We start from the raw sequence: 26,216 nt of genomic DNA on the forward strand, positions 1-26,216 counted from the left end.
AGCAACGAGGCTCTCCGGTAGAGGCATCGGATCTTGGTCGACTGCTGTCTTACCGGGAGCCTCTTCTCATGCCAACTCGCCCCGGCGCTGCCCCTGCTGACCAGCGCGATCAGGTTGAAAAAGCCTCAGTATCCGAGCCGTCGGAGGACGGCATGGCGCCACCGACTTCGCTATCACCCGACCTCACGAGACATGACAACCACAGTTCAGCGAAGGACCGGGTTGGAGGGCCCTCGTGACTTCGGCCACGCGTCGATCCCTCTTGACGGAGGTGGTGTCAACGACATGATCGACCACCGTTGTTTCGGTCTGGGTGTACCTGCCCCTGATCGCTTTCAGCTGGAGTCCGGTTACAATGTGCGGGCATGACAGAGAGTTTGGAGATCGCCCGGGAGGCCGTACGCGAAGCTGCTTCCCGAATGGTTATCCTCGGCGAGGACTTCGACGCCGCGCTGCAGGGGCTGACGGAAAGCGGCGCCATAGGCGATGACGGTCTGCTCGCAGGCTTTCTCTCCGCACTCGCCGAGAGCCTCACAGAGGCGAGCGAGATGCGAGCCGCACTCAGCCACGTGATGGCCGCGACCGGTGATGGCTTGCGACTCGTGGCTTCCTCCACAGAGGCTGCGGAAGCGGCGAGCGGCGAACATCTGGAGCTGCGGGGTGAATCATGGGCATGATGCTCCCTTCCTGGGTGATCGACCCCGGCTACTGGCCGCCCGACGAGCAGGATTACCTGGCGAACGCGAACACGCTGAGGACCGTTCTGGAGGGGATCCAGGGTCCGGTCGCCGAGTCGAACGCCACGATGGAGCAGGCCCAGCAGAATTACCAGGGTGAGGCGTCTACTGCCCTAGCCGGTACGTGGGAGCAGGTTTCGCAGACCGGCGCACTGGCGACGACCGCGATGAACCTCATCCCCGTCTCCCTCGACGGTGTCGCCGGAGTGATCAGCGGATCGAAACTGGTCATCGGCTCGGTGGCCGCGGCCACCACGGTGCTGATCGCGGCTCACCTGCTCAACCCGCACCCTCTGAGCAGGGCCTACGTGGAGCTGAGAATCCGCGCCATGCACCGCATCGTCCAGCAGGTCGCACGCGAGGCGAAAGACGGCTCCGAGGGGGCGATCGGCCGTGCCCTCAAACGCCGGGTGGCCGAGTATCTTCGGGAACTCCGCGAGAACTTGCCGCATCTGGACCCGCGCCCCCAATTCGCCGGGAGCGTCCCCGGGAGCCGCCGGCGTATCGAGACGGCGTCCGAACGCGACTCGCACATGACGATGATGGCTGGCAGGGGCTGGTTCGGAAAGACATCCGGAAACGAGGAGAGAGCAGCGGAGAGGGAGATCGAAACACAGTATTTGAACACGAACTACGAGCTGCAAGAGGTCGAAGAGCTCGCGCGTGACGAAGACGATCTCGCGGCCGATGCGGCTCAGGGCATAAGCGGCGAGGCAGCACAGCGACATTGGCAGCAGGCGGATGCGTTGAGAGAGCGGGCAGAGAGTTTGCGAAACAGAAGAGGCCACAATTGATCTCACCTTGTTGGAGTCATCATGCGGCCGCCGCCCACGCCTCAAGATGATCAAGAACAGCTGGAGCAGATCTTGGCACAGGCGGCGAAGGCGATGCGAGAGCTCCAGGAGGCCCAGACCAGGATCGGCGCCGTCACAGGCGTTGGCACGAGCGCCGACGGCCTGGTGACGGCCACGTCCGATGGGCACGGCGCCATCATTTCGCTGAAGCTCGACCCCCGCGCCATGCGCCTCGACACGACAGCCCTCGGACGGCACGTGACGATGGCGGTGCAGGAGGCCCAGCGGGCCGCGGAGCAGCAGACACGAGACGTCCTGAGCAACCTCCCCCACACTCAGGCCATGCCGAAACCGCTGGGCGCTTCCTTGGTGCGAGAACGCGTGGAGGAAGCGGCCCGCCGACTTCTCGGTTAGCCGGCGATCTTTGGCGGCGGATCTGCTGGCTCAGCGGCGGTTGGGCGATGCCCAGGCGTACGGCGGCGTGGCCGAAGTGCAGTTCCTCGGCGAGCACGACGAAGGCGTGCAGCTGTGGCAGCGGCAACTCGGGGCGGTCCATACGCCTAGAGCTATCAGGTGATGCCTATGGGCGTCTTGGACGTATAGGTGCTCCTCTCTTAAGGTCCAGCACATGACAGAGCGACAGGTGATCCTCAGCGGCTCGACGTTCGAGGAGCAGATCGGCTATGCCCGCGCCGTGGTGGACGGCGATCGGGTCCATGTGTCGGGGACGACCGGGTTCGACTACACCACGATGACGATCTCCGACGACGTGGTGGAGCAGGTTGAGCAGTGCCTGCGCAACATCGCGGCAGCGCTGGCCGAGGCGGGGTGCGGCTTCGCCGACGTCGTACGGGTGCGCTATCTGCTGCCGGACCGGGCCGACTTCGAGCCGTGCTGGCCGGTTCTCCGCCGATACTTCGGCGAGGTCCGGCCCGCCGCCACGATGCTCGTGTGCGGGCTTTCCGACCCTCGGATGAAGATCGAGATTGAAGTTTACGCGCGGCGCGCCACGACGTGAGCCTGAGATATCCATCGCAAAGGAACCACCGATCGCGGCCTTCGATCGGCGCTTGATGCCGCCGAAGGCCGTGTCGGCATTGCTCTTCTTGCGGGAGTGGACGGGATCAGCCGATCAGGTCACGCTCGATGTCGAGCTCGCCGTACTCGGCGTCGGTCACCAGAATCATCGCCATCACCGTCACCCCGCCGTCCAGGAGCTTGCGAGCAGGAAGTCCGCCAATCGGTCTGACCTGCATCTAGTTCAGGCTTGCTACAGCCGGATGACATTCGATATGAATCCTCTATGGCAGAAGGACATTTGGCGATGGGTTGACCTGGGTGGAGTTCCAGGTGCTCGACGCACACCTTGCCGTACTGTCGCTGATCACCTGTGAGAAGGGAGCGCCTGCCGGCATCACGCGGACGAGCACAAGGGCTATATCACCGTCCTGGCCAACGATCACCGCGGCAAGAGGCTCAACAGGCCACGGCCCTCGACAGGGTGCACTGCTAAGGAACGCGATGTCGAGACCAACGATCACCTAGGCCGTGTTTCATAAGGCGTTGAGCCACTCGTTGATCGCAGCGATGGTGACGACGGCTTCGTAGCGGACGGCGAGCTTGTCATACCGGGTGGCCACGCCTGGCTCTTAGGCGTACGCTCCGGAGGGTTGCCCTCGGGTTCCGGCCGCTATCGCGAAGATCCCTCCGGCGTGCGGCTGCTCCCGCAGTTCCGCTTCGGACAGGCCCACGCGGGCGGTGGTCACGTAGAGCGTGTCGAGATCGAGACCACCGAAGGAGCAGCTGGTCACCTTGCGTGCCGGGATTTCGATGGTCTTGACGAGCCGGCCTTCCGGTGTGAATCGCTGGACGGCCCCGCCCTCCCACAATGCCACCCACAGGCATCCCTCGGCGTCGGTGGTCAGCCCGTCCGGGCGACCGCGGTCGATGTCGATCAGGCGGCGCCGGTTGGTGAGGGCCCCGGTCTCCGGATCGTGGTCGAAGGTGTCCACGCCGCCCGTGGGGGAGTCCGCGTAGTAGAAGGTGCGCCCGTCAGGGCTCCAGCCGAGGCCGTTGGAGACGGAGACACCGGTCAGCATGGTGTGGAGCGTGCCGTCGGGGTCGAGGCGATAGAGCGCGCCCGCGCCCCGGATACCGGTGAGTAGGGTTCCGGCCCAGAAGCGTCCCCAGGGGTCGGCCTTGCCATCGTTGAATCGTCCGCCGGGCGGATCGGTGTCCACCTCGTGCAGGACCGTGCGCGCTGAGCCGTCGGCGGCGCAGCCGATGATCCCGGTGGCCGTGGCCAGCAGCAGGCCACCGTCGCGGCGGACGGCCACGGCACCGACCGCCTCGCCCGCCTCGAAGCTCATGTCCTCACCGGTCGCAGGAGAGAAGAGGTGCACCCGGCCGGCCGGGATGTCGGCCCACCACAGCCGCTGCCGTTCCGGGTCCCAGACAGGGCTCTCCGCCACCGTCGCCCGCGCGTCGAGCATCAGGCCGGCGATCACGGGCGAGGCACCGCGATGCTCTGATGGGCCAGGAAGGGCAGCAGACCGGGCAGCCCGCCCTCGTAGCCGATACCGCTGTCGCCGCGGCCGCCGAAGGGAATCTCCGGGGTGGCGGGGGTGGCCACGTTGACACCCGCGATGCCCACATCGAGGCGGGCGAGCAGTTCCGTGCCGACGGCGGCGTCGCGGGTGCAGACGTAACCGGCCAGTCCATGTCCGGTGGACGAGGCGTCGGCGATCGGCTCCTTCAGGTCGGTGAAGGAGCGGACCAGGGCGACAGGGCCGAAGACCTCCTCCCGCCATTCGGGCGTGTCCGTGGGCGGGTCGACGACCACGGTCGGTGCGACGTGCCAGCCGCCGGCCTCGGGCCGTGGGCCGCGGTGCACCCTGGCGCCCGCCGAGGCCGGCGCGGCGATCAGGTTCTCCAGGCGCGCGGCCATCTCGCGAGTGCGTACGGGGCCGAGGGTCGTGCGCTCATCCAGCGGGTCACCGGGAACCAGCGTTGAGATCCGTTGGGCAAGGCGATCCAGGAAATCCGCGCGTACGTCCTCGTGGACCCACACGTTGTTCGCGGCGATGCACGAGGCCCCGTTGTTGCGGAACTTCGCCACCATCAGCGTGTCCGCGGCCTCATCGAGATCGGCGTCGGGCAGCACGATGAACGGCGCCCGCCCGCCGAGTTCCATCACCACGGGCGTAAGGGCCGCCCCGGCGGCCTGCGCGATGGTGCGGCCAACGGTGGTGGAGCCGGTGAAATGCAGGAGACGCACACGGCGGTCGTCCAGCCAGGCACCGGTGATCTCGGCCCCGTCCCCGGCCACCGTGTTCAGCAGCCCGTCGGGGAGTTCGGCCTCGCAGGTCTCGGTGAAGGCGAGGCTGGACAGCAGGGACAGTTCGGAGGGCTTGAAGACCACGGCGCAACCGGCTGCCAGGGCGGGGGCGATCTTGCGCGCGGGAATGGAGACGGGGAAGTTCCACGGCGTCAGGACGGCGGCCACGCCCACCGGCCCGGAGCGGACGAGGTGCCGCATGCCGAGGCGTACGGAGAGCACCTGGTCGGTGAGGGTGTGCGTGAGGTCGGCGTACCAGTCGAAGTAGTCCGCGGCCAGGGCGAGCTCGGCGCGCGCTTCGCGAAGGCACTTGCCGGTCTCGCGAGTGACGGTCTCGGCAAGATCATGGGCGGTGCGCAGCCGCCCGGCGATCGCGCGCAGCGCCGCGCCCCGCTGCGGGGCCGGAGTGGCACGCCATCCCTCCAGGGCCGCGGCGGCGAGGTCCACGGCGTGTCCGGCGTCGCGGCCGGTGCCCGCGGCGACGTGCCGGATCCGCCGGCCGGTCGCCGGCTCCAGCACCTCGAAGCGGGGCCCGTCACCGGCACGGGGCCGGCCGCTCAGCCGCACCCCCGGGATGTCCTGGTGCATGATCGGTCCTTCCTGCATTATTCGGCCTCCCCGCGGAGCACGGTCAGGTAGCGGCGTGCGCTGTCCGCCAGCCGCTTCCAGTTCTTGTCTCTGATGGCGTCCGCGTCGATCAGCCCGACCCCGACCCCGACCGTCGCGCAGCCGGTCAGCAGGCACTGCCTGCCGAGCTCGGCGGTGACTCCTCCGGTGGCCAGCAGCGGAATATCGGGCAGTGGCTGGCGAAGCTGGCCGAGGTACGAGGCGCCGACGGGGGCGATGGGGAAGATCTTGACGACGTCGGCGCCTGCGGCGTGCGCCTGGACGACCTCGGTCGGCGTGAACGCTCCCGGTATCGAGATCAGCCCGGCCGCCTTCGTCGTCGCGATCACCGCCTGGTCCAGGTGAGGTGAGAGCAGGAACGAGGCGCCCGCGTCCGCTGCCGCCTTGACCTGGTCGGGCGTGCGAACACTGCCCGCGCCGACCAGCGCGCCGCCGCCGAGGCGGCGTGCCAGTCCGGCGATCGAGGCGAGGGCATCCGGGCTGTCCATGGTCGTCTCGAACGCGGTCACGCCTGCGGCGTGGAGGGTGTCGCCGGCGGCGAGGACGTCGTCCGTGCCCAGCCCACGGTAAATGATCAGAAGGTCGGGGAATTCCATGCCTCTCACCAGTTCGTGAAGGAGCCGTCGTTTCGGGACAGGCGGGGTGGCTCGTTCCAGGTAGTGGTACGGGCGGCGGCCAGCGCGTCGAGGTCGATCGCCAGACCCAGGCCCGGCTTCTCCAGCGGCAGCAGGCTCCCTTCCCGCAACTCCGGTGCCATGGGGAACACCTCGGGCAGCAGGTCGGCGGGATGGTAGGGCTGCTCCTGGACACCGAATGCGGTGCACGCCAGGTTGAAGTGGACGGCCGCGGCGGTGGCCACCGGGCCGAGGGGATTGTGCACGGCCACGCGGAGGTAGTGCGTCTCACACCAGCCGGCGATCTTCGTGGCCTCGGTGAGCCCGCCCGCGATGCACAGGTCGATCCTGGCGTAGTCGATCAGCCTGTCCTCGATCAGTGGCCGGAAATCCCATTTCGAGGCCAACTGCTCGCCGGCCGCCAGCGGCACGGCCGTGCGCTCACGCAGCGTGCGGTAGGCGCCGAGGTTCTCGCACCGCAGCGGGTCCTCGACGAACAGCGGGCGTAGCGGTTCCAGCTCACGGCAGAGCAGCACCGCCTCGGGCGGGTCGAGACGGGTGTGCACGTCGAGGATCAGGTCGACGTCCTCGCCCACCGCCTCCCTGGCCGCCGAGAAACACTCGACGCCCATGCGTACCGCCGAGCGCGGCTCGAACGTCTCCCCTGATGCGGGCAGTGCCAGCCGCAACGCCCGCCACCCCGCCTCCCGCAGCGCCATGCAGGCTCGCGCGACCTCAGCGGGCCCGTCTTTCTCGGGTCGTACGTGCGTGTAGCACGGGACGCGGTCGCGGACCCGGCCGCCCAGCAGGACGTGCACGGGGACGCCGAGCGCCTTGCCTTTGATGTCCCACAGCGCGAGGTCGACCGCCGCGATCGCCGAGGCTCCCACCCGGTCGGCGGGAAAGAAGCCACCACGCGACATCACCTGCCACAGATGCTCCGTGCGCAGCGGGTCCTGCCCGATCAGGAGCGGCCTGAGGTGGTCGAGCGCCCCGCACACCGCCGCCCCGCGACTGGCCAGCCCCGATTCGCCGATGCCGAGCACGCCTTCGTCGGTGTCCACCAGCACGAACAGATAGGTACGCCGCCCGCCCCGCACCGGCGCTGCTCGGACATCGCTGATCTTCACGCCATCTCCTCACTGAAGTGACACGCCGTCCGGCGGCCCGGTGCGATCTCGCGCGCGACCGGCCGCGCCACGCGGCAGATGTCCCGTCCCGCCCGCAGGGCGCATCGCGTGTGGAAGGGACAGCCGGAGGGCGGCGAGAGCGGGCTGGGCACCTCCCCGGGCAGTGGCACGTGGCTTCGCCGCCGCTCGACCGCGGGATCGGGCTCGGGCACCGCGGACAACAGCGCGGCCGTGTAGGGGTGCAGCGGCCGGGCGCACACCTCCTCAGCCGGTCCCTCTTCCATGATCTGTCCCAGGTACATCACGGCGATGCGGTCGCTCATGTGCCGGACGACGGCGATGTCGTGGGCGACGAGCAGGTACGCGATGCCGAGGCGGTCCTTCAGGTCGAGCAGCAGGTTGACGATCTGGGCCTGTAGGGAGACGTCCAGCGCGGAGACGGGCTCGTCCAGCACCAGCACCGACGGGCCCACGGCCAGCGCCCTGGCCAGGGCGATGCGCTGGCGCTGGCCGCCGGAGAAGTCACGCGGCAGGCGAGCCGTCATGGACGCGTCGAGTCCGACGAGTTCCAGCAGCTCCGCCACTCTGCGCCCGGCCTGGCCGGGTTCTGCCAGGCCGTGGATGCGCAGCGGCTCTGCCACCAGCCGCCCGATGGTGTGCCGCGGGTTGAGTGCGGCGTAGGGGTCCTGGAGGACGAGTTGCACCTGCCGGCGCAGCTCCGTCAGCCGGCGGCCGCCGGTCGCCGTCAGATCGTGGTTCTGGACCAGCACGGAGCCGGAGTCGGCTTTCTCCAGGCCGAGAAGTATCCGCGTGAGCGTGGACTTGCCGCAGCCGGACTCACCGACCAGCCCGAGGGTCTCGCCGGCGCGCAGCCGCAGGCTCACGCCGCGTACCGCCCTGAGCTCCCCTTTGGCGCGCGGCCCGAGCCCACGTCCACGCAGCCGGTAGCTCTTGTGCACGTCGCGCAGGACTAGAACGTCGGCGGCGGGCCCGGGCGCCGGAGACGACCGCGCGGGGGTGGGCCGGCCGGGTTCCGCCTGGGCGGAAATATCGGGTTCGGCGTCTGTGGCCGGCTGCTCGGCGACGGTCAGTCGCAGCCCATCGTCCGTGACCCAGCAGGCCGCGCGGTGGCCGGGGGCACGCTCCGTCAGCGACGGGGCCGTGGCGTGGCAGCGGTCCTCCGCGAACGCGCAGCGCGGCGCGAAGGCACAGCCGCTCAGGGAACGGCGCAGGTCCGGCGGCCGGCCTGGGATGGATGCCAGCCGGTCGGAGTGGTGGGTGAGCCGGGGGACCGATCTGAGCAGGCTCCATGCGTACGGATGCCGCGGCGCGTCGTGCAAGGTGGCTACCGGGCCCTCCTCGACGACCTGGCCCGCGTACATGACCAGGACCCGGTCGCTTAGCCGGGCCACCAGGCCGAGGTTGTGCGTGATGACGGCGACGGCGGTGCCCAGTTCCTTGTTCAGCCGCGCGAACACCTCCAGGATCTGGGCCTGCACGGTGACGTCCAGTGCGGTGGTGGGCTCGTCGGCGATGATGAGCGAGGGGTCGCCGGCCAGGGCTATGGCGATCATGACGCGCTGGCGCATGCCGCCGGAGAACTGGTGGGGATAGTCGGACAGCCGCCGTACAGGGTCGGGCACCCCGACGAGCTCCAGCAGTTCGGCGGCTCTGGCCCGGGCGCGGCGGCGGTCGTGGCCGTGTGCGCGTACGGCCTCCGCGACCTGTGCTCCGATGGTCATGACCGGATTGAGCGAGGATTGGGGGTCCTGGAAGATCATGCCGATTTCGCCGCCGCGCAGCCGGGTGAGCTCGGCTCTGGACATGTCGAGGACGTCACGCCCCCGGTAGCGGATGGAGCCGGAGGTGATCCGGCCCGGGTCGCGTACGAGCCGCAGCACGCTTCTGGCCGTCACCGACTTGCCGGAGCCCGACTCGCCGACGATGGCGAGCGACTCGCCGGGATGGACGTCGAAGCCCACCCCGCGTACGGCCTGCACGCCGCCCTCCCGCCCCGGGAACTCGACCGTCAGGTCGCGCACCTGAAGCAGCGGTGACGTGCCGCCGGTGTGCTGGTTGCCGTCCATGTGCGCCTTTCCGGGTCATCCGCGGCGCAGGGCCGCGTTGAGTGCGTCGCCGAGCAGGTTGAGTCCGATGACCAGCCCGGTGAGCACGGCGATGGGCGCGAGCACGCCCCAATGTTGCTCCGCGAGGTACGGCAGGCCCTTCTCGATCATGCCGCCGAGCGATGGGGCGGGCGGCTGTATGCCGAAGCCCAGCAGGCTGAGCGCGCCTTCCAGGAACACGGCGCCGGCCGCGGACATCACGAAGTTGACCACGAGCGCGTCGACCGCGTTCGGCAGGATGTGCGTCACCAGGATCGCGGTGCGCGAGGCTCCCACGACCCGGGCACCTGTGACGTAGCCTCGCTCGCGCTCGGTGAGCACGGCGGTCCGGGTCAGCCGGGCGGTGACGGGGATGCCACTGATCACGATGACGATCAGCACGGTGGAGAAGCCGGGGCCGAGGAACGCGGCCAGTGCCGCGCCCAGGATCACCGTGGGGAAGGCGAGCTTGAGGTCGAGCACTCGCTGAACGAGCACGTCGGCGGCTTTGTGCGTGGTCGCGAGCAACCCGATGGCGATGCCGATCGCTTTGCTGAGCGGCACCGCCAGGACGATGATGATCACATCTTGCCGGATGCCGTACAGCAGCCGCGAGAGCACGTCCCTGCCGAGGTCGTCGGTGCCGAACCAGTGTCCGGCGGACGGCCCCCGCAGGACCGCGCCCGTCTGCTGGAAATCGGGCGCGTACGGGCTGAGCCATGGCGCGAGCAGGCCGGCGGCGACCAGGACCAGGACGGTCGCGGCTCCCGCCGCACCGCCGGGAGAGCGCAGCGCCCGGGGTGTTCTCATGCTTCACCGTCCAGCCTGACGCGCGGGTCGAGGGACGCATGGATCAGGTCACTGACCAGTTGCACGGCGATGAAGACGACGACGAAGTAGACCACCAGGTCCTGGATGATCAGATAGTCGTGGTTCGCGACCGCGTTCGCCAGCACCTGGCCGAGTCCGGGCCAGGCGAACACCGCCTCGATGACCACCGCGCCGCCGAGCAGGTGCCCGACGCGCACGCCCAGCACCGTGATGACCGGCGGCAGCGCGTTGGGCAACGCATGCCTCCACAACACCCGGCGGGCGGAGACGCCCTTGGCGTGCGCGGTGTCGAGGTACTCCTCCTCCAGTTGCCCGCGTAGCTCGGTCTCCAGGAACCGGCCCACGACCACGCCCGAGTGCAGGCCCAGTGCGATGGCGGGCATGGCGAGGTACTGGATGCCGATCCCCGGGTCGGCGAGCAGCGGCTCGCGGCCACCCGCGGGCAGTAACCGGACGGTGATCGCGAACGCCAGGATGAGCAGGATTCCCAGGACGTACTCGGGCACGCCGAAGATCAGCGCGCTGGCGCCGCGAAGCAGGGCCTGCGGCACCCGCCGTCGTACGGTGGCCGCGGCGATGCCGAACGCCGCCCCGGTGACGGCCGTGACGACCAGGCTGGCCAGCGCCAGCTCCACGGTAGCGCCCGCCGCCACTCCGAGGGTCTCGGCGATCGGCGCGCCGGAGACGTAGGAGGCGCCGAGGTCTCCGGTGATGAGGCCGCGGGCCCAGTCGGTGTACTGCCACAGCAGAGGCCGGTCCAGGCCCATGCGCTCTTCCAGGGCGGCGACAGCGGCAGGATCGGCCTGCTCACCGAGGATGACCGAAGCGGGGCTGCCGGGCAGCAGGCCGACCAACAGGAAGACGACGACGGAGGTCAGGATGACGGTGAGCGCCGCGGTCGGAAGGCGGCGGATGAAGTAGGACAGCACGTGTCAGATCACCGTGGAGTTGCCCAGGAGCACGTCGTCCCAGACGGAATAGTCCCAGTTCGAGACGCCGGTGGTGACGGCGGTGGGAGTGGCGTGCACGAGATCGCAGCAGAACGCCTCGTCCAGGACGAACGCGGTGACGGCGTCGTAGGCCGCACGCTGCTCGTCCTTCCCCGCTGCGCTCAGAGTGGCTGCGGCGAGCCTCTCGTACTGCTCCGATGCGAAATTGAACAGGTTCTGGGTGGTTCGGTACGGCATGGCGCTGTAGAGGAGGTTGGCGGGGGAGAGGTTGGTGTAGCCGTGCTGGCCCATGAACATGCCCTCGAAGGTACGGTTCTCGATGCGCTCCTGCTGCTGGGTGGCGTTGAGCACGCGCAGCTGTGGTCGCAGCCCGGCCTCGCGCAGGTTGAACTCGACGATCTCCGCGGCCTTGCTCACCGCCTGCGCCGACTCCAACACCAGCTCGGCACCCCCGACTCCGGATTCCTCGAGCATCCTCCGGGCGCGGGGCAGATCGCGGGCGTAGTGGTCGGCGAGCCGCTGGTTGTAGGCGGGGCTGCCGGCCGACCACGTGGTGGCGTTCGGGGTGGCCTTGCCACGGTAGATCTCGTCGCTGATCCTGCGGCGGTCCAGCGCGTAGTGGATCGCCTGCCGTACCCGCTTGTCCTTCAGCGGGTCCGCGTTGACGTTGCAGCCGAGGTAGACGCCGGAGCTGTAGGTGTCGTAGGGGGTAACGGTGAATTTCCGGTCGGCCTCCACCTGCTTGAGTTCCATAGGGCCGACCCCTGTAGCCAGGTGCACCTGGCCGGAGCGCAGTGCGGACATGCGGGCCTCAGGTTTGGTGATCACCCGCACCAGAACGCCGTCCAGATCTGGCCTGCCGGATTCCCAGTACTTCGCGTAGCGGTCGAGCTGCAGGCTGGTGCCCTGCCGGTACTCGCCGAAGGTGAACGGGCCGGTGCCGATCACCTTGGCGCCGGTCATGAGCTCCTTGGCCGACTCCCGATCCAGGAGGATCATCAGGGACAGCGCATCGAAGAGGTTGTTCACCGGCTCGTCGAAAGCCAGCCGGGCCGTCCTGGGGTCCACCGCCTTCACTTCGGCCAGCCGCTTGAGCAGCCAGGCGAAGGCGAACGGCGGCTGCATATCGCGCTGAAACTCCATGGAGAAGCGCACGTCGTCGGCGGTGAAGGGACGACCGGAGTGCCAGGTAACGCCGTCGCGCAGAGTCAAGGTGATCACGCGGCCCCCGTCGCTCGTCTCCCATGCGGTGGCCAACTCCGGGAGGATCTCGTGGGTCTTCCTGTCCAGGCGGATCAGGCTGTTGAAGACCTGCCTGCGCCACGTGGCGTTCTGGGCGGACTGGTTGACCACGGTCTTGGGGATGATGTCCGTGCCCTGTGCGATGACGAGCCGGCCGCCCCGAGAGCCCGCCCTGGCGCCCTTGTTCCTGGCTTCGCGTTCGACGGCGGAGGTGCAGCCGCTGACGCCCGTGCCCAGCAACGCCATACCTGCCATACTCCAGCGCAGGAAGTCTCGTCGCGGCACTTGGCCGGGATGGTTGCTCATGGTGGAATCCTCCGTTGCGCGTCGGCGGGCCAGGCCGTTCGGCTGAGCTTTCTAGCTGCTCAACTAGTTAATTCCTAACAGAAGTTAATCTGTGGGCAACGTCGGCGTCAAGGCATTCGCCCCATGGAGGCTCCTGGGAGGGCCGCCATTGACGCGCTGGGCCGGAGGCTATTATCTTCTGGCTGAAATTTATAGCCTGCCTCGATGAGGAGCCCGTATGAGCCTGCGGATCACCGACCTTCGCTTGCGCCGCTTCCGCGCGACACAGAGATCGACGTGGATGTTCCTCGAAATCGAGACCGAGGACGGTCTGGTGGGAACGGGAGAGTGCTCCGACAGCGGGTGGCCGGAACAGGTGCCGGAGACGGTCGCACGGCTGGCCTCCCGAGTGCTCGGGACCGACGCGGTGGCCGGTGGGCAGGACCTCTGCGACCAACTGCGCCGCGAGTGCGCGCTGCACGGCGACCCCCGCACCCGCTTCCTACGGCGCACCGTCATCGGCGGCCTCGACATGGCCCTGGCCGACATCGCCGCGCAGGCGCGAGGAGTGCCGCTGTGGCGCTGGCTCGGAGGCGAGCAGCGGGAGAGCGTTCCGGTCTACGCCAACATCAACCGCAGCGGCGGCAGGCGCCGGCCCCGGGACTTCGCCATCAAGGCCGCCGCCGCGGTCGCCGACGGCCATGGCAAGATCAAGGTGGCTCCCTTCGACGGGCCCCCGCTGCCGGGCTGGTCCATCGTGGACACCGGGCTCGCGATCGCTCAGGCCGTGCGAGAGGCCATCGGCGAGGCCGCCGAGCTGATGATCGACGTGCATCACAAGCTCTCCAGGGAGGAGCTCGCCGCGGCCGTCCCACGCCTGGACGACCTCGGCGTCGCCTGGCTGGAGGACGCCGTGGACGTCACCGACCCCGAGGCCATGCGCTGGCTGGCTGCCCTCGCCAAGGCGCCCATCGCCGGCGGGGAGACCATCCACAGCGCCGAGCAGCTCGCCGCGGCTCTGTCCACCGGGCACCTGAGGGTGCTGCTGCTCGACCCCAAGTACACCTCCGGACTGACCCCGCTGGCGCGCCTGGCTCAACAGGCCACAGGAGTGGACGTGACCTACCACAATCCCTGCGGCCCGATCAGCACCGCCGTGTGCGCGCACCTGGCGACCATCCACCCTGACTTCACGCTGGTGGAGCTCATGTACGGCGAGGACGTGGACCGCGCCGCGGTGGTCACGCCGCCGGAGACCGTGATGGGGGCGAGCCTGCCCCTGTCCATGGCTCCCGGCCTCGGCGCCGGCCTCACCCCTGGGCTCGACTTCCTCACGGAATCGGCGTGAGCGCAGGTCATGCGACGATCCGGGGCGTCAGCCCCGTGCTGCCCACCCCTTTCGGCGTCGACGGTTCACTCGACCGCCGCTCCTTCGGCCGGGTGAGCAGGCACACCTGGGAGCTGGGCGTCGGCTCTGTCATGTTCCCCGGCTTCGCCTCCGAGTATTTCGCGCTGAACGACGAGGAGCGGCTGCACCTGCTGGCCGACCTGGCCGGGACCGTACCACCGGGACGGCTCATGATCGCCTCCGTGGCCGAGCACGCCACGCATCATGCCGTCAGGCAGGTCCGGCGGTGCGCCGACCTCGGCGCGGGCGCGATCAATGTGCTGCCGCCCCACTTCGGCTCCCCTGCGCGTCAGATGGTTCTCGACCATCTGGCCGCAGTGCTGCAGGCGGCCGGGCCGATGCCGGTGATCGTGCAGTTCGTGCCGCGCGCCACCGGCACCCGGCTCACCCCAGAAGACCTCACGAAGCTGCGCTCCCACCATCCCAACCTGGCCGCGGTGAAGGTCGAATGCCGCTCTCCCGGTGCGTACATCCGCGCACTCACCAGGCACGGCGTCCCGTGCCTGGCCGGCAACGCCGGCATCGACCTTCCCGAGGCGCTGGAGGCAGGCGCGGTGGGAGTGCAACCCGGTGGCGGCTTCGTCGATCTCTACGTACGCATCCTGCGCCTGTGGGACGCGGGGGAACGCGACACCGCCCGCACCCTGCACGCCAGACTCGCCGCCTGGCTGGAGGAGTGGTGGCCGCAGCCGGGCCGGTCACTCGCGATGGGCAAGGCCATCGCCTGGCGCCGCGGCCTCATCGATGCCCCCACCTGCCGGTCGCCCGGTCCGGAGACACCGGACGTGGCCGAGGTCGACCGGTTCATCGGTGAGTTCGCGCTCAGGGCGACGGCGCCCTGAATCGATCGCCGCCGCCCGTCGCCTCACACCGGTACGTGTTCCGCCTCCCGCCAGGTGTACCCCGGTTGCCAGCCGAGCATCCTGCCCGCCTTGCTGACGTCCCATACCGAGGCGCAGCCGGGCAGCGAGCCCCGGAGGGCCGTGCCCGGGTGGTGGCGGCGCAGCAACTCCTCGGTCGGTATCTCGCTGAGGGTGTCGGCCGCCGCCACCGCGAACACCTCCCATCCGATGCCCTCCGCGGTTACGGCGGCGGCGAAGGCCCGTGCCAGATCGCGCACCTCGACGTAGGCCCACAGCCCACGGCGCAGGAACCCCGGCTCCGCACGCTCGCGGCGAACGCGCTCCCGCAACAGCTCGGGGGTTCCGATCGCGGGGAAGCGCAGCGCCGCCACGGACAGGCCGGTGCTTCGATGGAACATCGCGCAGGCGGCCTCGTCGGCCTGCTTGGACAGGGCGTAGCCGTCCTGTGGACGTACCGGGTGCTCCTCGTCGACCGGGGCGTAGAGCGGGGACAGCTCGCGCGGACCCGAGGAGATCCCGAGCACCGCGCCGCTGGATGCCGTCACCACACGGGGCACGCCCTCCGCGAGGGCGGCATCGAGCACGGCGTAGGTCGCCGTGGTGTTGACGGTGTAAATCGTGTGCCCGGGACCGGCGCGCGGGTTGGGCATGGCGGCGAGGTGGATGACGGCGCGGGCGCCCCGGAAAACCGGCCGCAGCGCGCCGGGGTCCCGGATCGCCATGGTGTGCACGCGAAAGCCGGGCGCGGGGGGCCCCTCAAGGTCGATGCCCACCACCGGAACACCCGTCGCCAGCAGGTGCTCGACCACCGCCCGGCCGAGCCGCCCGGACGAGCCGGTGACGACGACGGCGTTCTGCTGCTCGATCACGGTGGTCCTCACACGGGATGGACGGATTCGGGGCGGTGGGCGAGCTTCTTGTAGGCGTCGAGCCGCTCGCCGTCCAGCACCCAGGTGCCGTTGGGGGACTCCACGCCCGAGTTGAAGTACGACAGCGCGACCAGGCCCTGCTGCAGCGCGTACTCGTAGGCGTGCGCCAGCCAGGCGGCGGACTTGCCCGGCTCCTGGTAGGCGGTGCGCACGCCGTACTCGGCCACGAACAGCGGCTTACCCCATTCGAGGCAGGTGGCGATGGGCTCGCCCCAGATCGTCTCCGGGGTCTTCCACGGACGATATTCGGCTTCTGTGGTGTCGTAGGTCCACCAGGGGTTGTAGTCGTCGACGCCGATGAGATCGGCCTCGGGAATGTGCCACGCCTCGACGTCGTCGCCGCCCTGCCAGATCCAGCCGTTGAGGATGGGGGTCACGGCGATGTTCTTGAACTGGTGCAGGATCGGGGCGGCGTGCTGGTACATCGCGCGGTAGGCCCCGGGCGTCTGCTCACCGCGCGGCTCGTGGTGCAGGCAGAACCACACCGGGCCCGGTACGCTGCCCAGCGCCCTGGCCACGTCCTTCAGCCAGACGTCGTGCTTGCCGTCGGCCACCTCCTGCCAGGGGCCCGGCAGCTTGGTGGAGATGACAGGAATGCGATGGTGCTTGATGTCGTCCATGGCGACGCGCCGCATGTCGCGCCACTGCTCCCCGTTGACATACTTGAAGTAGCTCCGGTGGCACCCCAGCGTGGTGCCAAGGCCCTTCTCGAAGTCGGGCACCGTCTGCTGCGGCCCCATGGAAGATCCGTACACCAGTTTGCCCGGGCCCGGGTCGCCGGGAAAGCGCCCTCTGCGCCACCGTGGGGTGGCCGCCGCGGCGGGCGCGGACAGCAGGTCGAGACCTGCGGCGCCCACCACGGCCGCGCCGCCGAGCAGGATCGAACGCCGCGAGGGCGTGCTCTCATCGGTCATGCCGTTCCTCCCTGATGAGGTCTGAGATATAAACTTCTAACAGAAGTTAATCGCCAAGACCAGCCCCTGATACGATTGCCCAGGCAACGGTGCAGTCGTTGCAGCCCCCGACCTCCAGGGGTTTAATTCAAGCAAACAGAAAATATGAAGGCGGTCGACGAGAGGGTTGATGCCATGCGGAGCCCGAGCGTGCCCTCCCGGGCTGCGGCGACGTACGACGTGCGCAGACACAATGTGGCCGCGCTCTTGCGAGCCCTGCTCAAAGAGGGGCCCGCCCCGCGCGTCGATCTCGCCGAACGACTCTCGATGAGCTCGGGCACGACCACCCGCATCACCGCGGAGCTGACCCGGGCGGGGCTTCTCCAGGAGTTGCCCGCCCTCACATCAGGAGACGCGGGCCGGCCGCGGGTGCCGCTCGACCTCGCCTCCGCGCGCTTCCACGCCGTGGGCATCCACGTCGGTCTGCGGCGTACCACCGTCGGCCTGGTGGACCTGCGCGGTCGGCCGGTGGGTGACAAAATACGCATCCCGCACGGGGGCGAGCTCGACCCCGCAACCGTGGTCGGAGAGGCCGCCGAACGTGTGGCCGGCCTCGTCCCAACTACGTCGGCGCAGATCATCGGCACCGGCTTCACCACGGTAGGCAGGGTGGACGCCGCCTCAGGGCGCATCCGCGATCACGACATGCTCGGCTGGACCGACGTCGACATCCCAGCGCTCGCGGCGGGTCGCTTCCCCGGCCTGCTCGTCGTCGATGCGACCCAACGTGCCCTGTGCCGGGCAGAGATGTGGTTCGGGGTCGATCCCGGCGTGCGGGACTTCGTGCACCTGTACATCGGCAACGTGATCGGCGCCGGCATCGTCATCGACCGCGAGCTCCACCACGGCCAGAACGAGGGTGCGGGGCATATCGCCCATCTCCCGCTCTCCCGTCCCGCACAACTGCCGTGCGAATGCGGCCGCGGTGGCTGTCTGATGTCGGTCGCCGGCGATCGCGCCATCATCAGCCGGGCACTGCGCGAAGGGGTGCTCACCGAGGAGCGGTCCGTCCATGACCTCGCCGAGCGCGCCCGGCGCGGTGACTCCTTGGCCGACTACCTGTTGCGCGACCGCGCACGCGCGATCGGCGAGGCCGTCGCGATCGTGCATGATCTGCTCGCCCCCGACCAGATCATCGTCTTCGGCACACCTCTACTGGTCCCCGACCACATCACCGAGATCCGCAGAGAGGCACGGCGGTGGATGCGGCGCGACTTCGACGCTGACCAGCTGATCAAACCGAGCACTCTCGACGACGACGCTCCCGTCGTCGCCGCCGCCACCTGCGTGCTGGAACGCTTCTACGCCGATCCCTTCGCACTCATCGGCTGAGCACCACCAGGCCGCACCGGTGCGTGCGGTAGACCCGGCCTGCGCGGCCTGCCGACCTGAGACCGAAGCCACGCCTCAAGAGGATGCGCCCACCCGGCCCGCGTGGATGGTGCTCCCCTGCGTGGTCTCGAGCGTGATCGGCACCCAGTGCGGAAGTCGTCCGCGCAGGGCGCTCAGAAGGTCTGCCATTGAAATGACGGCCGTGAGCGCTGGTTCTGTCGCTCTGGTCGTGCCCGAAGAAATCGGGGTCGCTTTCTGGGACCTGTACGAGGTGAGCATCCCCGCCACGGTCTTCGGGACGCCGCAGCCCGACCTCGCCAACCCGTGGTATGACCTGCGGATGTGTCGGATCCGTGCGTACGGGCCGGGCGCGCCTGGGTTCGCGCTGCGCACCCGGTACGGCGTGGATGACATCGTCGGCGCCGACACGGTCAGCGTCGCCTCGGTGCCGGAACAGGTCGGGGTTCGATGGAGTCATGGCACGTCCATCCCCTTACCCTCCCGAGCTTCGTGAGCGTACGGTGCGCATGGTTGCGGAGGTCCGGCCGAACTACCCGACTGAACGGGCCGCGATGAAGGCGGTCGCGGCGAAGTAGGGCATCGGAACGGCGGAGACGGTGCGCAGTTGGGTGCGCCGGGCCGAGATCAACGCGGGGCAACGGTCCGGGACCACCACGGCTGAGGCGGAGGAGATCAAGCGGCTGAGGGACGAGAACGCAGAGTTGCGGCGCGCCAACGAGATCCTCAAAGCGGCCTCGGCTTTCTTCGCTAAATGGCGGCCTGGCCAGCCCCGGCGTTTCCATCGGCCGTACCGGCGGCCTTGCGGGCGGCATACTCGGCGGCGATGAACGCGTACTTGTCGCTCACCGCTGCTCCGACGCAAAGTGTTCCGCAACTTTTCCAGAAAGGCGATCTTCTGGCGCATCTCGCGGTTCTCGCACTCCAACTCCTGCAAGCGTGCCCGATCGGACAGCTCAAGCGGCACCGCGTCGGCGGCGTGCTTCTTGCGGTACGCCCTGACCCAATTACCCAACGTCGTATCGTGCACGCCGATCTCACGCGCTACATCCGCGATTGGCCGGGAGTTATCCACCACCTCGCGGGCCGCGGTCTCGCGGAACTCCGGGGAGAAACTCTTCCTCTTTCCTGCCACCCACACCTGTCCTTCCGAGACGAACCCAACTCGGGTCCGCAGGCCGGAAGGTTGGGGGCAGGGCAGCCCTCTTCGATGGCTTGAAGGACGAGAATCGTTTGTTCAGGGTCCGCCAGTGACATCCGGTGGCCGGTGCTCTTCGGCGAACAGCCGTGCGATGAGCTCACCGCGGCTGGAGACCGCCATCTTGCTGAAGATCGCCTTGAGATGGCCGCGGACGGTGTGCGGCGAGATGAACAGGACCGCCGCGATGTCGGCAGTGGGCTGACCACGTGCCACGAGCCGAGCAACTTCGAACTCGCGGGGCGTCAACCCGTGCGCCTGGGCGACGATGCCCGCCAGGTCTGCGGGCGCGGCGGGCTCGATGACGAGCACCACCGGCCCTCCCGTCGGTCCCGAGGGACCGCTCAGGCAGGAGGCACGGCAGGTCAGCCATCGCCCATCGCGTGTCCGCAGGCGAATACGGGCGTTGCCGTGGTCGCGCTCCTGGGCGATGGCCCGCGCTTGAAGGGCCGTGCTGGTCAACCAGATGGGCAGTCTCAGCCCGAGCGACGATGGTGTGGACGGACCGTCCGGCAGCAGCGCAAGATACCCTCGCGCCTCCTCGTTGATCGACGTGGCCTCACCATGCTCGTCGAACAGCAGTAAACCGGGCGCGCTGGCGCCGCGGCCGTCGTCCGGCCCGCCTTGCGCCGCAAAGCGGCACAGCAGCTCAGCGAGTGGCCCGGACAGCCCGGCGAGCAGCGCGATCTCATCCGGCCCGAACGGGGGCGCGCCCCGCAGACGAAACAAGCTCACGGACCCCCAGGGTCGACCGCCGGTGCGCAGAACGGCGCGCAGCTCGTCATCCACACCCTGGTCACCGAGCAGGCGGCGGAAACGAGCGCTGCGCGCGGGCGAGTCACCGGTGGCGGCACGCAGGGCGCCCACCGGCACGGCAGCGTGGGCCAGGTCACGGAACGGCAGGACGTTCTCCTCCAGCAGTTCGCTCTCCCAGTAAACAGCGCACCGTTCGGCGGAGCCGAGGTTCTCCACCTGCATGGGTGCGGTGACCAGGCCTGTTTCCGGATCGGTGGCCGACCACACGGCACCATCGAACGGCACCACCCGCCGCAACCTGGCCGAGGCATGGCCGAACAGTTCCAGAGCGTCCGCCGAGCGCTCGGCAGCCGACACGATCTCGGCGTAGCGCTGCGAGCGGGTCATCACGCCTCCCTGGTGCTGGGTCACATACAGCGGCTGAATGCAGATCAGCATGCCTGCCTCCTGTTCCTCCTGCCAACCCCTCGATTGAGGGGGTCGTCCATCGACGATCGACCACAATCACGAGCATCATCATTCTGGGATCGCGATGCACACGCCCGCCTCCGTGCATGACGGCACCGCGTGCACATCCAGGCCCGCCGGATCGCCACCCTCCACACGGCTTCCGGCGCATCCGGAACGGTTCCACGGCCGCCGGGCCTACCCGCCACCGCTGCTGACCAAGGTGTGGATTAACCAGCCACCCGCGACACCCGAAAGCGGCACCTCGCTACAAAGCACGCAAGTGGCCTGACGTCTCACCAGGCTTGACAGGTTCCGGCCCCGCGCCCAGACCACGCTGGAACGCTGGCACCAGGTCCACGGCCTGCTCGAACGCGTGAGTTTCGCCGTTCGCGGAGGCTTCCCTCAGCAATCCCCCGATTGAGGGGGTTGCTCCTGATAGTCCAGCGCAGATGAGGGATGGAGCAGGATGCCGACGTCCCCGAGGCTTGGGAGGAGCCGCGTCGCAAAGCACGGGAAACCTTGCGCGAATCGCGGTCCTGAGGGGCGAGGGCCGTGATCGGCCGGCAAGCCGGTGACCGCGACGCTGGCCGTGCGATCGGCATCGCACTCGACGTCGTCTGCCTGATGCTGACCGCCACCACGCCGACTCTGCTTGGCCGCGGCTCTGTGGGGCGCTGCCCTTGTCGACGGAGCGCAGCAGCCGGCTCGACGCCCCCTGGACGCAGTCCATTTCCACCACCATCTGACCTCAGCTTGGAGGCTCGCCCATGACGAGACCGCCGCCGTATGACTGCGTCCCGTTCGCGGGGACCCGGACCCCTGCCATGCCTGCTACCCGGTCACGACCACCATCCGGCCGAGCACACCCGGCTACGACACGACTGAGGTCCTCACCTGTTCCGAACGGGGTCCAGCCGTGTCGCGGAAAGGACCCGCATGAACGCGAAGCTGTTCACGCTTGCCTGCGGTAACTTCACCGTCGGGGTCTCGACGTTCGTCATCGCGCCCATGCTCGGGGACATCGGTATGGACCTGGACGCCGGCCGCGCCGTCGCCGGGCAGTTGATCGTGGTGTACTCGCTCGCGTACGCACTGGGCGGACCATTGCTCACCGCGCTGGTCGGGCACCGGCCGCCGCGGCAGGTGCTGCTCGTCGCGCTGGCCGTGTTCGCCGTGGGCAATGGCCTGACCTCGGCAGCGGTGGACTTCCCGGGTGCGGTTGCCGGGCGCGTGGTCGCCGGCATGGGTGCTGGTGTCTACACCGCCAACGCGCTCGCGGTCACGCGCCGCCTGGTCGCTGGAGACCGGCAGGGGCGCGCCGTGGCGTTCGTCGTTGGTGGCTTGACGGCCGCCATCGTCCTGGGTCTCCCGATCGGCGCGTGGCTGGGCAGCACGACGAGCTGGCGACTGGTACTCGGCCTGCTCGTAGTCGCCGCGACGCTGCCGATGGCCGGAATCCTGCTGCTGCCGGCGCTCGATGGGGCACCCGCGGTCGCGCTCAGGGATCGGCTGGCGCCGCTGCGGGATCGGCGGGTGCTGGCCACCCTGCTGGCGACCTGGCTGTGCCTGACCGCGAGCTGGACGGTGTACAACTTCATCGACGAGGTGCTGTTGCCTGCGACCGGGGGCGACCCTGGTCGCCAGTTCGTGGCGTTGCTGGGCTTCGGCGTCGGTGCTGTGGCCGGTAACCTGCTCGCGGGGCGGCTGGCGGATCGCTATGGTCCGGAGCGCACGATCGTGGTGGTCGCGCCCCTTCTCACCGTCGCCGTCATGGTGGTCCCGCTGGCGGCGGTCACCATGCCACTCGCGCTGCTGTGTGTCGGCCTCTGGGCGATGCTGCATTGGATGGTCAACGTCCCGCAGCAGCTGCGCCTCGCCGCGGCGGCGCCCGACGCGGCGCCCATTGTGCTCGGCCTGCACCAGAGCACCATCTATCTCGGCATCAGCACGGCCGGCCTCGTCGGCGCGCTCGGCTACAGCCTGGCCGGCCCTACCGGCATCGGCTACGCCGCGTTCGCCACCGGGCTGTTGGCACTGTGTGCGCTGTGGTGGTCGTTCCGCGCGCGTTCGGACCGCACGTTGAGCAATGACCGTGCGCCGGAGACAGACGGTGCTCATTACCCAACAGGTCGCGACGAGGCGCAGGGCAACCACTGAGAAACGGCACGCCCGCCCCCGGGCACCCCCGCGACAGCCGCACCCCAGACACACGGAAGCCTGCTGATCTCACGGAGGACCAGCTCAGGCCCATGAAGAAAGGTATGGAAGAGCTATGACTGATCGGATCGCCATCGCCGGCGCGCGGATCTTCGACGGACGACAGCTGTCCGAGCCGCGCACGGTCGTTATCGACGGCGGCGTGATCGGCACCGACGCCGCCGACGCTGAGGTCGTCGATGCAGGCAATGGTGTGCTGCTGCCCGGACTGATCGACGCGCACGTCCACCTCAGCGGTCACAACACGCTGGAAAAGCTCTGCTCGTACGGCGTCACCACCGCCCTGGACATGGGGACCTACCCACCGCAGCGGCTGGCCGCGCTGCGTGAGACATCGGGTGGGAGCGATCTGCGCAGCGCGGGTACCCCGGCGATCGGCTCAGGTGGCCTCCACGCGCGTATCCCGACGATGCCGTCCGACGCCATCGTGACCCATCCCGAGCAGGCCAAGCCGTTTGTCGCGGCCCGCCTGGCCGAAGGCTGCGAGTACATCAAGATCATTGCTGATCCGGGAGAGGGCGGCCCGGACCAGCGCTCCATGACAGCCCTGGTCGACGCGGCACACGCCCACACCATGCGGGTTGTGGTGCACGCCGTGTCGCAGGAGGCCGTCATCATGGCCCTCGATGCCGGCGCGGACATCATCACTCACGTCCCGCTCGGCCCACCGCTGGATCCGCAGGTCGTGGCCAGGATCGCAGCCAGTGGCCGCACCGTGATTCCCACCCTGGCCATGATGGAAGGCATCGCGGCAGCGGCCGGCCGCCCGGATGGATTCGCCGGCGCCCGCCGCAGCGTGGGCCTGCTGCACCAGGCAGGGGGGCGTATCGTGGCCGGCACCGACACGAACGACACCGCCGCCGTGCCGTTCCAGCCCGAGGCCGGCGCAAGCCTGCACCACGAGCTCGAACTCCTGGTGGACTCCGGGCTGAGCACCGTGCAAGCGCTCCGCGCGGCCACCCATCTGGCAGCCCGGGCCTTCGGCCTGACCGACCGCGGTGCCGTCGAGCCGGGGATGCGCGCCGACCTGGTCCTCATCGACGGCGACCCGCTTGCCGACATTCGCGCTACCCGGGATATCCGTCGCATCTGGTGCGGTGGCATCGAGCAGTCTCCGGCGGCAGGTAATACCACTCGGTAAGCAGGGCCGTCTCGGGCAGGAGACCTCACAACTGCTGCAACCCGGTCACCCTGAGCATGTCGAGCGCCGTGGCCTGCGGGCTTCCCGGTTCGGCGGAGTACACGACTACGGTCTGATCAGTGTCGGGAAGCAGGAGAGTGTCGCAGTCGAGCGTGATCGCGCCGAGCCGGGGATGGCGGATGGTCTTGGTTGCGGCACGCCAGGCCGTGAAACGCCCCTCCCTCCAGAGCTCCTCGAACCGGGGACTGCTGTGGCGCAGCTCGCTGATCATCCGGGCGAGGTCGGCGTCACGCGGGTAACGGGCCTGGGCGGCACGCAGGGTGCCGACGGCGGCGCGGGCAGCGGCCTCGTCTTCGCCCGGATTCGCGGCGATCTGGCAGCGGCTGCTACCGAGGAAGCGCTGCCAGACGAGGTTGCGCCGATGCCGGGGCCAGGCGGACATGTCGCCCTGCAGCGCCGCGGCCAGCGGGTTCCAGGCCAGCACGTCGCCCTTGGCCGACAGCACTAGCACCGGCAGATCCGCCATGCGGTCCAGCAGCCGCAACACGCTCGGCCGTACGACCATTTCGATACGGCCGGGCTGTGGCGGCTCGTGGCCGGCCAGGCGGAACACCAGCTCTCGGTCGTCGTCGTCGAGCCGCAAAGCCTGCGCCAGCGCCGCGACGACCTGTGCGGACGGCCGCGCGCCGCGCCCCTGCTCCAGCCGGACGACGTAATCGACGCTCAGCCCCGCGAGCATGGCCACCTCCTCCCGGCGCAGGCCGCGCACCTGGCGGCGGGTGCCCGACGGCAGGCCGACGTCCTGCGGTCGCAGGCGGGAGCGGGCCTGGCGGAGTACGGCGGCGAGCTCGGTGCGATTCACCCCTCGATCCTGCCGCATCGATCGACCACGCCGGGTGGTACGGCCAGTCCCAGGCCAAGACGGCCCTGGTGAGAGGCGGGCGCGTTCCCCGACGATCAGATCATGACAACGGACACCAACGGCGCTGAGCCGGTGCCGGCAGACACACCGGCAGCGGATACGAAGACGGTGGCGCTGGTCACCGGAGCGAACAAAGGGCTGGGCAGGGAGACGGTACGTCGCCTGTCGGAACGGGGCTGGTGGGTGTTTCTAGCCGCCCGCGACCGGGAACGTGGCACGCGGGCGGCGGAGGCGCTCGACGTCGAATTCATACAGCTTGACGTGACCTCCGATGACTCCGTCGCAGCTGCGGCCAAGACGGTGGCCCGAAGAACGGGCCGTCTTGACGTACTGGTCAACAACGCCGGAGTCGGCGGCCCGCTGCTGGATCCCGCCGACGTGGGCGCGGACCTGCTGCGGGTCCTGTACGAAGCCAACGTGTTCGGCCCAGTACGGGTCACCCACGCGTTCCTGCCGCTCCTGCGCGAATCGAACCATCCCCGCATTGTCATGGTCTCCAGCAGCCTCGCCTCCCTGACCCACGCCTCCGACCCTACGCGTCCCGAGTCCGGCTTCCTGAGCCTGGACTACGCCTCGTCTAAGACCGCACTTAACATGATCGTCTCCCAGTACGCCCGCGCGCTGCCTGGCTTCAAGATCAACGCCGCCGATCCGGGCAATCCGGCCACCGACATGAACCGGCACACGGGCATGCACACCGTCGAGCAGGCCGCCGAATCAGTCATCCAGATGGCTACGTTGGACCGCGAAGGGCCGACGGGCGGCTTCTTCGACCGCAACGGACCCGTCCCCTGGTAGGAGCACACATGACCAAGATCTTGACCCTCGGCCTGCACCCAAGCGCCATCGACCTCTCCGATCACCCCGGCCTCGACGAAGCGACGATGGCCACCCGCATCGAACAGGGCGAGGCGGCGCTGCGCGCGGCGGGGTTGGACACTGTGCCTTGCCTCATCAGCACCGACCAGGACGCAGCTGAGAAAGCCGTACGCGAGCGACTGTCCTTCGACGGGCCCTTCGACCTGGCCATGATCGGGGCCGGCCTACGAGCGCTGCCGGAGCACACCGTGCTCTTCGAGCGGCTGATCAACCTACTGGTGACGGCCGAGCCGGGCATCCGGTTCTGCTTCAACACCTCGCCGGAGACCACGATCGACGCGATCCGCCGCTGGACGTAGCCGGACGACGGGCGCGCAAGAGCGGCTACGCTAACCGCCGGACCACCTGCTGCCGACCCTGTAGCGGGAGTGGGTGCGTCGATGGAAGTCCGATTCTTCATCCTCACCCTGGATCCACGGCGTGAATCTTGAGGCGAAGTCCGGGAAATGGCGTGAGGTGCCCTTTGAACTGGGAGGATGGGAGTTCTTCACGCTTCCA

General features: G+C 69.1%; 25 protein-coding genes and 3 pseudogenes. 13 read left to right on the forward strand and 15 right to left on the reverse strand.

Features of this window, described 5'->3' with window-relative positions:
* The first annotated feature begins 365 nt into the window (after nucleotides 1-365).
* The 3 genes from E1294_RS17615 to E1294_RS17625 are packed head-to-tail and all read left to right on the forward strand — an operon-like array spanning nucleotide 366 to nucleotide 1,945.
* Nucleotides 366-677 (forward strand): hypothetical protein, encoded by a 312-nt coding sequence (locus tag E1294_RS17615; RefSeq protein ID WP_132509614.1) that lies wholly within the window; start codon nucleotides 366-368, stop codon nucleotides 675-677.
* Nucleotides 668-1,531 (forward strand): hypothetical protein, encoded by an 864-nt coding sequence (locus E1294_RS17620; protein WP_132509615.1) that lies wholly within the window; start codon nucleotides 668-670, stop codon nucleotides 1,529-1,531. Before E1294_RS17615 ends, E1294_RS17620 begins: the two co-directional genes overlap by 10 nt.
* A 21-nt stretch (nucleotides 1,532-1,552) precedes the next feature.
* Nucleotides 1,553-1,945, forward strand: a complete 393-nt coding sequence (locus E1294_RS17625; RefSeq protein ID WP_132509616.1) for a YbaB/EbfC family nucleoid-associated protein — start codon at nucleotides 1,553-1,555, stop codon at nucleotides 1,943-1,945.
* Nucleotides 1,946-1,958: 13 nt separating this feature from the next.
* On the opposite strand, the pseudogene E1294_RS17630 reads toward E1294_RS17625, so the two are convergent.
* Nucleotides 1,959-2,087, reverse strand: a pseudogene (locus tag E1294_RS17630) (helix-turn-helix domain-containing protein); the annotation flags it as partial.
* Nucleotides 2,088-2,159: 72 nt separating this feature from the next.
* Here E1294_RS17630 and E1294_RS17635 point away from each other — a divergent pair.
* On the forward strand, nucleotides 2,160-2,549 hold the full coding sequence (locus tag E1294_RS17635; RefSeq protein ID WP_132509617.1) for a RidA family protein: 390 nt from the start codon (nucleotides 2,160-2,162) through the stop codon (nucleotides 2,547-2,549).
* A gap of 106 nt (nucleotides 2,550-2,655) precedes the next feature.
* Here the strand turns inward: E1294_RS17635 and E1294_RS57220 are convergent, their stop codons facing one another.
* From E1294_RS57220 to E1294_RS17680, 9 genes are all read right to left on the reverse strand, one after another.
* Nucleotides 2,656-2,787, reverse strand: coding sequence for a hypothetical protein (locus tag E1294_RS57220; protein ID WP_281284447.1), 132 nt, complete (start codon nucleotides 2,785-2,787; stop codon nucleotides 2,656-2,658).
* Between the two features lie 393 nt (nucleotides 2,788-3,180).
* Nucleotides 3,181-4,038: an SMP-30/gluconolactonase/LRE family protein gene (locus tag E1294_RS17645; protein WP_132509618.1), complete on the reverse strand. Its 858-nt coding sequence runs from the start codon at nucleotides 4,036-4,038 to the stop codon at nucleotides 3,181-3,183.
* Nucleotides 4,035-5,456: an aldehyde dehydrogenase family protein gene (locus tag E1294_RS17650; protein ID WP_165977342.1), complete on the reverse strand. Its 1,422-nt coding sequence runs from the start codon at nucleotides 5,454-5,456 to the stop codon at nucleotides 4,035-4,037. The genes E1294_RS17645 and E1294_RS17650 overlap by 4 nt, the downstream gene beginning before the upstream one ends.
* A 17-nt stretch (nucleotides 5,457-5,473) precedes the next feature.
* Nucleotides 5,474-6,091: a bifunctional 4-hydroxy-2-oxoglutarate aldolase/2-dehydro-3-deoxy-phosphogluconate aldolase gene (locus E1294_RS17655; protein ID WP_132509620.1), complete on the reverse strand. Its 618-nt coding sequence runs from the start codon at nucleotides 6,089-6,091 to the stop codon at nucleotides 5,474-5,476.
* 5 nt (nucleotides 6,092-6,096) lie between these two features.
* Nucleotides 6,097-7,239 (reverse strand): mandelate racemase/muconate lactonizing enzyme family protein, encoded by a 1,143-nt coding sequence (locus tag E1294_RS17660; RefSeq protein ID WP_132509621.1) that lies wholly within the window; start codon nucleotides 7,237-7,239, stop codon nucleotides 6,097-6,099.
* Complete coding sequence (locus E1294_RS17665) at nucleotides 7,236-9,326, reverse strand: dipeptide ABC transporter ATP-binding protein (protein ID WP_132509622.1); 2,091 nt, start codon at nucleotides 9,324-9,326, stop codon at nucleotides 7,236-7,238. Before E1294_RS17665 ends, E1294_RS17660 begins: the two co-directional genes overlap by 4 nt.
* 15 nt (nucleotides 9,327-9,341) lie before the next feature.
* A complete protein-coding gene (locus E1294_RS17670) occupies nucleotides 9,342-10,154 on the reverse strand; it encodes an ABC transporter permease (protein WP_132509623.1) in 813 nt (270 codons plus the stop codon).
* Complete coding sequence (locus tag E1294_RS17675; protein ID WP_132509624.1) at nucleotides 10,151-11,104, reverse strand: ABC transporter permease; 954 nt, start codon at nucleotides 11,102-11,104, stop codon at nucleotides 10,151-10,153. Before E1294_RS17675 ends, E1294_RS17670 begins: the two co-directional genes overlap by 4 nt.
* Before the next feature lie 3 nt (nucleotides 11,105-11,107).
* A complete protein-coding gene (locus E1294_RS17680) occupies nucleotides 11,108-12,673 on the reverse strand; it encodes an ABC transporter substrate-binding protein (protein WP_132509625.1) in 1,566 nt (521 codons plus the stop codon).
* 217 nt (nucleotides 12,674-12,890) lie between these two features.
* Between E1294_RS17680 and E1294_RS17685 the strand changes: the two genes are divergently transcribed.
* Both E1294_RS17685 and E1294_RS17690 read left to right on the forward strand, forming a co-directional pair.
* Nucleotides 12,891-14,000 carry a mandelate racemase/muconate lactonizing enzyme family protein gene (locus E1294_RS17685; RefSeq protein ID WP_132509626.1) on the forward strand — a complete coding sequence of 370 codons (1,110 nt, stop codon included), beginning with the start codon at nucleotides 12,891-12,893 and terminating at the stop codon, nucleotides 13,998-14,000.
* Nucleotides 13,997-14,902, forward strand: coding sequence for a dihydrodipicolinate synthase family protein (locus E1294_RS17690; protein WP_165977343.1), 906 nt, complete (start codon nucleotides 13,997-13,999; stop codon nucleotides 14,900-14,902). The genes E1294_RS17685 and E1294_RS17690 overlap by 4 nt, the downstream gene beginning before the upstream one ends.
* A 23-nt stretch (nucleotides 14,903-14,925) precedes the next feature.
* Here the strand turns inward: E1294_RS17690 and E1294_RS17695 are convergent, their stop codons facing one another.
* Complete coding sequence (locus tag E1294_RS17695; protein WP_165977344.1) at nucleotides 14,926-15,792, reverse strand: NAD-dependent epimerase/dehydratase family protein; 867 nt, start codon at nucleotides 15,790-15,792, stop codon at nucleotides 14,926-14,928.
* An 8-nt stretch (nucleotides 15,793-15,800) separates the two neighbouring features.
* Nucleotides 15,801-16,766: a glycoside hydrolase family 5 protein gene (locus E1294_RS52765; protein ID WP_165977345.1), complete on the reverse strand. Its 966-nt coding sequence runs from the start codon at nucleotides 16,764-16,766 to the stop codon at nucleotides 15,801-15,803.
* A gap of 174 nt (nucleotides 16,767-16,940) precedes the next feature.
* On the opposite strand from E1294_RS52765, the gene E1294_RS17700 reads away from it, so the two are divergent.
* From E1294_RS17700 to E1294_RS55855, 3 genes and pseudogenes are all read left to right on the forward strand, one after another.
* On the forward strand, nucleotides 16,941-18,137 hold the full coding sequence (locus E1294_RS17700) for an ROK family transcriptional regulator (RefSeq protein WP_165977346.1): 1,197 nt from the start codon (nucleotides 16,941-16,943) through the stop codon (nucleotides 18,135-18,137).
* Between the two features lie 202 nt (nucleotides 18,138-18,339).
* Nucleotides 18,340-18,651: a type 1 glutamine amidotransferase family protein gene (locus E1294_RS17705; RefSeq protein WP_220447795.1), complete on the forward strand. Its 312-nt coding sequence runs from the start codon at nucleotides 18,340-18,342 to the stop codon at nucleotides 18,649-18,651.
* A pseudogene (locus tag E1294_RS55855) lies at nucleotides 18,614-18,901 on the forward strand (transposase); the annotation flags it as partial. The gene E1294_RS17705 and the pseudogene E1294_RS55855, both read left to right, overlap by 38 nt.
* A gap of 155 nt (nucleotides 18,902-19,056) precedes the next feature.
* On the opposite strand, the pseudogene E1294_RS57225 reads toward E1294_RS55855, so the two are convergent.
* Together E1294_RS57225 and E1294_RS17715 are read right to left on the reverse strand one after the other, a co-directional pair.
* Nucleotides 19,057-19,296 (reverse strand): annotated as a pseudogene (locus E1294_RS57225) (transposase); the annotation flags it as partial.
* A 96-nt stretch (nucleotides 19,297-19,392) separates the two neighbouring features.
* Nucleotides 19,393-20,547: a helix-turn-helix domain-containing protein gene (locus E1294_RS17715; RefSeq protein ID WP_246083081.1), complete on the reverse strand. Its 1,155-nt coding sequence runs from the start codon at nucleotides 20,545-20,547 to the stop codon at nucleotides 19,393-19,395.
* Nucleotides 20,548-21,495: 948 nt separating this feature from the next.
* Here E1294_RS17715 and E1294_RS17720 point away from each other — a divergent pair.
* Together E1294_RS17720 and E1294_RS17725 are read left to right on the forward strand one after the other, a co-directional pair.
* Nucleotides 21,496-22,716, forward strand: coding sequence for an MFS transporter (locus E1294_RS17720; RefSeq protein ID WP_132509631.1), 1,221 nt, complete (start codon nucleotides 21,496-21,498; stop codon nucleotides 22,714-22,716).
* Nucleotides 22,717-22,831: 115 nt separating this feature from the next.
* On the forward strand, nucleotides 22,832-23,917 hold the full coding sequence (locus tag E1294_RS17725; RefSeq protein WP_132509632.1) for an amidohydrolase family protein: 1,086 nt from the start codon (nucleotides 22,832-22,834) through the stop codon (nucleotides 23,915-23,917).
* Between the two features lie 25 nt (nucleotides 23,918-23,942).
* On the opposite strand, the gene E1294_RS17730 is transcribed toward E1294_RS17725, so the two are convergent.
* Nucleotides 23,943-24,779: a helix-turn-helix transcriptional regulator gene (locus E1294_RS17730; RefSeq protein ID WP_132509633.1), complete on the reverse strand. Its 837-nt coding sequence runs from the start codon at nucleotides 24,777-24,779 to the stop codon at nucleotides 23,943-23,945.
* 168 nt (nucleotides 24,780-24,947) lie between these two features.
* On the opposite strand from E1294_RS17730, the gene E1294_RS17735 reads away from it, so the two are divergent.
* Nucleotides 24,948-25,637 carry an SDR family oxidoreductase gene (locus E1294_RS17735; protein ID WP_246083082.1) on the forward strand — a complete coding sequence of 230 codons (690 nt, stop codon included), beginning with the start codon at nucleotides 24,948-24,950 and terminating at the stop codon, nucleotides 25,635-25,637.
* An 8-nt stretch (nucleotides 25,638-25,645) separates the two neighbouring features.
* Nucleotides 25,646-26,017, forward strand: a complete 372-nt coding sequence (locus E1294_RS17740; RefSeq protein ID WP_132509635.1) for a sugar phosphate isomerase family — start codon at nucleotides 25,646-25,648, stop codon at nucleotides 26,015-26,017.
* Nucleotides 26,018-26,216 lie beyond the last annotated feature (199 nt).

The organism is Nonomuraea diastatica (assembly GCF_004349015.1).
Classification (GTDB): domain Bacteria; phylum Actinomycetota; class Actinomycetes; order Streptosporangiales; family Streptosporangiaceae; genus Nonomuraea; species Nonomuraea diastatica.

Coding starts and splice junctions, on each gene's coding strand:
- E1294_RS17615 (WP_132509614.1), top strand. CDS start 366: ATGACAGAGAGTTTGGAGATCGCCCGGGAGGCCGTACGCGAAGCTGCT.
- E1294_RS17620 (WP_132509615.1), top strand. CDS start 668: ATGGGCATGATGCTCCCTTCCTGGGTGATCGACCCCGGCTACTGGCCG.
- E1294_RS17625 (WP_132509616.1), top strand. CDS start 1,553: ATGCGGCCGCCGCCCACGCCTCAAGATGATCAAGAACAGCTGGAGCAG.
- E1294_RS17635 (WP_132509617.1), top strand. CDS start 2,160: ATGACAGAGCGACAGGTGATCCTCAGCGGCTCGACGTTCGAGGAGCAG.
- E1294_RS57220 (WP_281284447.1), bottom strand. CDS start 2,787: ATGCAGGTCAGACCGATTGGCGGACTTCCTGCTCGCAAGCTCCTGGAC.
- E1294_RS17650 (WP_165977342.1), bottom strand. CDS start 5,456: ATGCACCAGGACATCCCGGGGGTGCGGCTGAGCGGCCGGCCCCGTGCC.
- E1294_RS17655 (WP_132509620.1), bottom strand. CDS start 6,091: ATGGAATTCCCCGACCTTCTGATCATTTACCGTGGGCTGGGCACGGAC.
- E1294_RS17665 (WP_132509622.1), bottom strand. CDS start 9,326: ATGGACGGCAACCAGCACACCGGCGGCACGTCACCGCTGCTTCAGGTG.
- E1294_RS17670 (WP_132509623.1), bottom strand. CDS start 10,154: ATGAGAACACCCCGGGCGCTGCGCTCTCCCGGCGGTGCGGCGGGAGCC.
- E1294_RS17680 (WP_132509625.1), bottom strand. CDS start 12,673: ATGAGCAACCATCCCGGCCAAGTGCCGCGACGAGACTTCCTGCGCTGG.
- E1294_RS17685 (WP_132509626.1), top strand. CDS start 12,891: ATGAGCCTGCGGATCACCGACCTTCGCTTGCGCCGCTTCCGCGCGACA.
- E1294_RS52765 (WP_165977345.1), bottom strand. CDS start 16,766: ATGACCGATGAGAGCACGCCCTCGCGGCGTTCGATCCTGCTCGGCGGC.
- E1294_RS17700 (WP_165977346.1), top strand. CDS start 16,941: ATGCGGAGCCCGAGCGTGCCCTCCCGGGCTGCGGCGACGTACGACGTG.
- E1294_RS17715 (WP_246083081.1), bottom strand. CDS start 20,547: ATGCTGATCTGCATTCAGCCGCTGTATGTGACCCAGCACCAGGGAGGC.
- E1294_RS17720 (WP_132509631.1), top strand. CDS start 21,496: ATGAACGCGAAGCTGTTCACGCTTGCCTGCGGTAACTTCACCGTCGGG.
- E1294_RS17725 (WP_132509632.1), top strand. CDS start 22,832: ATGACTGATCGGATCGCCATCGCCGGCGCGCGGATCTTCGACGGACGA.
- E1294_RS17740 (WP_132509635.1), top strand. CDS start 25,646: ATGACCAAGATCTTGACCCTCGGCCTGCACCCAAGCGCCATCGACCTC.